Annotated in this window: 8 protein-coding genes and 1 pseudogene; all 9 read right to left on the bottom strand. The window is 36.5% G+C overall.

Annotated features, from left to right (window positions below):
• Positions 1-136, bottom strand: a pseudogene (locus QZ359_RS09495) (transcriptional regulator); the annotation flags it as partial.
• A gap of 154 nt (positions 137-290) precedes the next feature.
• Positions 291-701 (bottom strand): DUF1492 domain-containing protein, encoded by a 411-nt coding sequence (locus tag QZ359_RS02565; protein ID WP_261031803.1) that lies wholly within the window; start codon positions 699-701, stop codon positions 291-293.
• Positions 702-932: 231 nt separating this feature from the next.
• Positions 933-1184: a hypothetical protein gene (locus tag QZ359_RS02560; RefSeq protein ID WP_261031804.1), complete on the bottom strand. Its 252-nt coding sequence runs from the start codon at positions 1182-1184 to the stop codon at positions 933-935.
• Positions 1171-1512, bottom strand: coding sequence for a hypothetical protein (locus tag QZ359_RS02555; RefSeq protein WP_000035041.1), 342 nt, complete (start codon positions 1510-1512; stop codon positions 1171-1173). Before QZ359_RS02555 ends, QZ359_RS02560 begins: the two co-directional genes overlap by 14 nt.
• A gap of 29 nt (positions 1513-1541) precedes the next feature.
• Complete coding sequence (locus tag QZ359_RS02550) at positions 1542-1802, bottom strand: hypothetical protein (protein WP_293957988.1); 261 nt, start codon at positions 1800-1802, stop codon at positions 1542-1544.
• Between the two features lie 63 nt (positions 1803-1865).
• A complete protein-coding gene (locus tag QZ359_RS02545) occupies positions 1866-2105 on the bottom strand; it encodes a hypothetical protein (RefSeq protein WP_261031805.1) in 240 nt (79 codons plus the stop codon).
• Complete coding sequence (locus QZ359_RS02540) at positions 2105-2704, bottom strand: hypothetical protein (protein ID WP_261043984.1); 600 nt, start codon at positions 2702-2704, stop codon at positions 2105-2107. The genes QZ359_RS02545 and QZ359_RS02540 overlap by 1 nt, the downstream gene beginning before the upstream one ends.
• Before the next feature lie 84 nt (positions 2705-2788).
• Positions 2789-2947: a YezD family protein gene (locus QZ359_RS02535; protein ID WP_261043983.1), complete on the bottom strand. Its 159-nt coding sequence runs from the start codon at positions 2945-2947 to the stop codon at positions 2789-2791.
• 15 nt (positions 2948-2962) lie between these two features.
• Positions 2963-3139 (bottom strand): hypothetical protein, encoded by a 177-nt coding sequence (locus QZ359_RS02530; RefSeq protein WP_261043982.1) that lies wholly within the window; start codon positions 3137-3139, stop codon positions 2963-2965.
• Positions 3140-3190 lie beyond the last annotated feature (51 nt).

The raw sequence follows: 3190 nt of genomic DNA, 5'->3' as shown, positions 1-3190 counted from the left end.
GATCAGGTAAGACAAGTTTCCAAGCCTCTTCATCTATCGTAACTTGGTTTTCACTCCCTGCCATTCTCTGGAAACGTAGAAAGTATGTCATCCGCTTTCTGACGTTCATCATCGTTTTGAAGTTATCCAGCTCCATTAGTTCGCTCCTTTGTGATATAATTAGTCTAAAGAGAAGTGAGGTAGAGATGATAGTGTCGCTACGCAACTTCATAGTATGAGATGACGGGACAGGCACACCGTCCACTACTCTTTAGCGCTTAGATTGTTCTAGGCGTTTTTTTGCTCATCAATTACCCTACGTTGGCTAAATACTCTATAGCTTTCCTTCTAAATCTATATATCTGCGCCTTTTCAAAACCTAACTGATTACAAACTTGATCTATCGGAAAACCATTGAAATAAATCATCATCAGCACTAACCATTCCTCTATTTCTTCTAACTGGTTTATCATATCCATTGCTTCCATGCGTTCGTCTATAAGGGCGCTCATTTGCTCCACTATCTCATCTTTAAGTTCCAAGATTTCAAGTATCTTATCCTCGGTGGTATTGGTTTTACTCATTGTAACCCGTGTTTGAAATTGGTTGGATCCAGATAATAAGCCGTTGTCTAAACTCTGGTACTTAAGTTGCAGTCTCTGGATAAGGGTATTTCCTTTTTTCACCCTCTTTAGTTTTTCTTCGATTTCTTTAATGGTCAAGTTGATACTCCTTATTTAGTGTATTTTTCGCGTTTTCTCAGCGTTCAAGTCCATTCTCCATACCATTTGATAGGCAATTAAGGGATGTTTTTATCTCTCTTATTTCCTTGTCATTCTGCAAGGAGTAAAACCCGAAATAAGAGGGCTAAAAACTTCGCTTATCTGCTTGTCGTTTCTCAGGGAGTTAAGGAGGGTTATTATTTCTCTTATCTGCTTGATAAATGATAAGCTCTAATCATCCTCCAATAAAGCCAAATTGTCCCAGAATATCCGCAATCCTTTTGTATTTTTAATTTCTGAAATAGCTTTTTCTGCTTCTTCTTTTGTCGGATAGACTTCTATAATATCTTTGGGATTTTTTCCACCTATCCTATATCTTACCTCAAAATGTCCAGTATCAATCTGCGTCAAAAACACGATATCAACTTCATCAACCACCGCTAACTTATTCAACCTATTTAAACGGTTTTTAATCGCCTTCATCTAGTATCTTCGCCTCTAATATTTCTAATTGCTCCACTACCTCAACCATTTCAACTGCCTTATAAGCCATGTTTAGAATGCTCTGGGCGCTTTGTTGTCTCGCATACGGGCTTACTGTCTTATCAAGCATGATTTCCCTTAATACATTGACTGCCTCAACGCTCGCATTCTGTAACAGCGTAGTAGACTCCTTGAGTTGTTCGCTACGTCTTTCACGGTAAATTCTCTTAAAGGTTGCATCGTTCAAGTAATTGTAAGCCGTCTTTCTAGTGATCTCACTTAATTCACTAGCTTTTTTTACATTCCCAGTCATGAGATAATTGGCCATAAATATTTCTTTTTTTCTGCTTAATTCTGTCAAATACTAGTCACCTCGCTTTCTTTAACCTTGCTTTTAAGTTCGTCTATTTTTTCTTTTGCTCGTTTATAATCTGAAGATTTGACGTCACTAAATTTTCTAGGGATATAATCATCCATGTTTATATCCAGTCCGTTGTCTTGAAAAGCTAATCTCAGACAATCCACATATAAAGATATACATTCATCTTGTGTAGCGTATTCCGTCTTTCCAGCATATTCCTTTATCTTTTCTAGTCTTGTCTTTAAACTTCTAACCATTCCCCTACCTCGTGTGTAATTCTGTCTGATTTATGTAAAAAAAGGGGATTGCTCCCCTCCACATCACAAACCTAACAAACCACGTCTTTCTTTGCCCAGTAGCTTATCATATAGGGCTTTATCTTTTTCAAATAGTTCATTTCTACGCTTGTAGCTCATAGCTTTAAACTCTTCAAGAGTTACAGCTTCCTCTTCGTAAGATTTTGAAATACTTTCTACGTTCTTGGCAAGCCCCTGCAGTAAGTCAGCTTGTCTCTTCTCTTCTTCGATTTCTTGAAATAGTTGTTTATATTCATCTTTCATTATTGTTCTCCTTCAAATAAATTGATACGATTCACAAAATACGCCAAATCATCACTCGGATCTAAATAGCGGTGCTGGTTTCCCATATAACCAGCTACACCACTGTAAATGTAAGGCTTACTTACTCCACTATATTCTGGGGATGTATTCAGGCGGTCAAATAACTCTTCAATACCCGTTTCTCTTACCTCATCCGCCAATCTCTTAGCAGTATTTTTGTAGTTTTCGTTATAATTTGCAATCAACTCCAGAAGCTCAATAGATTTCTGTTTGATTTCTTGACGTTGGCGTTTCACTGTTTCATCTTGCTCTAATGCTGTTTCTAAATAACCTAACGCATTGATTTTTCTAGCGTCTGCCACGATTGAGTCAATTCGTTCTTTTTCGAGTTTTGTTCTTTGCTCTTTCATATCAGCAATATATTTCTCTTTAGAATTGACTGCCTTAAAATCTTCAAAAGTTTGTAACTCAGCTTTCTTAGATTTAATAGCCTCAACTTCTTTTTCGGTTTTCTTGATTTCCTCATCAAAGCGATCAAAAATCTCTAATTGAGTCCGTACTTTGTCCATCTGGTTTTTGACTTCTTGCAATGTTGGCATTTCTTTTTTCCTCCAATCTTTCCAAAAACAAAAGAGGCATAGCCAAAATAGATTACTCTACTTTATGCTATACCTCTGATTTTTTCAGTCAGTATTCTTTTTAAATATTGTTGTTTTAGATTCCACGCTGGAGACAATCTCTCCGTCTTGTATTTTAAGCGTGATACTCCCAAACCTTGGAACCTCTAACAGTTTTATTATACCATAATTTTTGAAATAAATAAATCCTTCTTGTATCTCCATGTTTAGCCTCTCATGCTATTTGTATAGAACCATCAAGCATGTTATTGCGTCAATATCCTCACTATTCCCCACTGTTGCCTCTGAATATTTTACATCCACCACTGCAACAGTTGCCATAAAATCATTTACTTCCCGTTCAAAATCTTCTAATGTTTGTTTCCATGATCTATAGTAAAATAGTTTAATTTTCATGTTGTTTTTCCTCTTTCTGTTTTAAGGGTGTCACTAGTAGTTACACCATTG

The organism is Streptococcus sp., from assembly GCF_019414905.1.
Classification (GTDB): domain Bacteria; phylum Bacillota; class Bacilli; order Lactobacillales; family Streptococcaceae; genus Streptococcus.
Note: the sequence above shows the minus strand (reverse complement) of the source record. Positions and strands in the feature narration are given on the sequence as shown.

Bases quoted from the DNA above. Each gene is read 5' to 3' on its own strand.
- QZ359_RS02560 (WP_261031804.1), bottom strand. From the start codon at position 1,184: ATGAAGGCGATTAAAAACCGTTTAAATAGGTTGAATAAGTTAGCGGTG.
- QZ359_RS02555 (WP_000035041.1), bottom strand. From the start codon at position 1,512: ATGGCCAATTATCTCATGACTGGGAATGTAAAAAAAGCTAGTGAATTA.
- QZ359_RS02550 (WP_293957988.1), bottom strand. From the start codon at position 1,802: ATGGTTAGAAGTTTAAAGACAAGACTAGAAAAGATAAAGGAATATGCT.
- QZ359_RS02545 (WP_261031805.1), bottom strand. From the start codon at position 2,105: ATGAAAGATGAATATAAACAACTATTTCAAGAAATCGAAGAAGAGAAG.
- QZ359_RS02540 (WP_261043984.1), bottom strand. From the start codon at position 2,704: ATGCCAACATTGCAAGAAGTCAAAAACCAGATGGACAAAGTACGGACT.
- QZ359_RS02535 (WP_261043983.1), bottom strand. From the start codon at position 2,947: ATGGAGATACAAGAAGGATTTATTTATTTCAAAAATTATGGTATAATA.
- QZ359_RS02530 (WP_261043982.1), bottom strand. From the start codon at position 3,139: ATGAAAATTAAACTATTTTACTATAGATCATGGAAACAAACATTAGAA.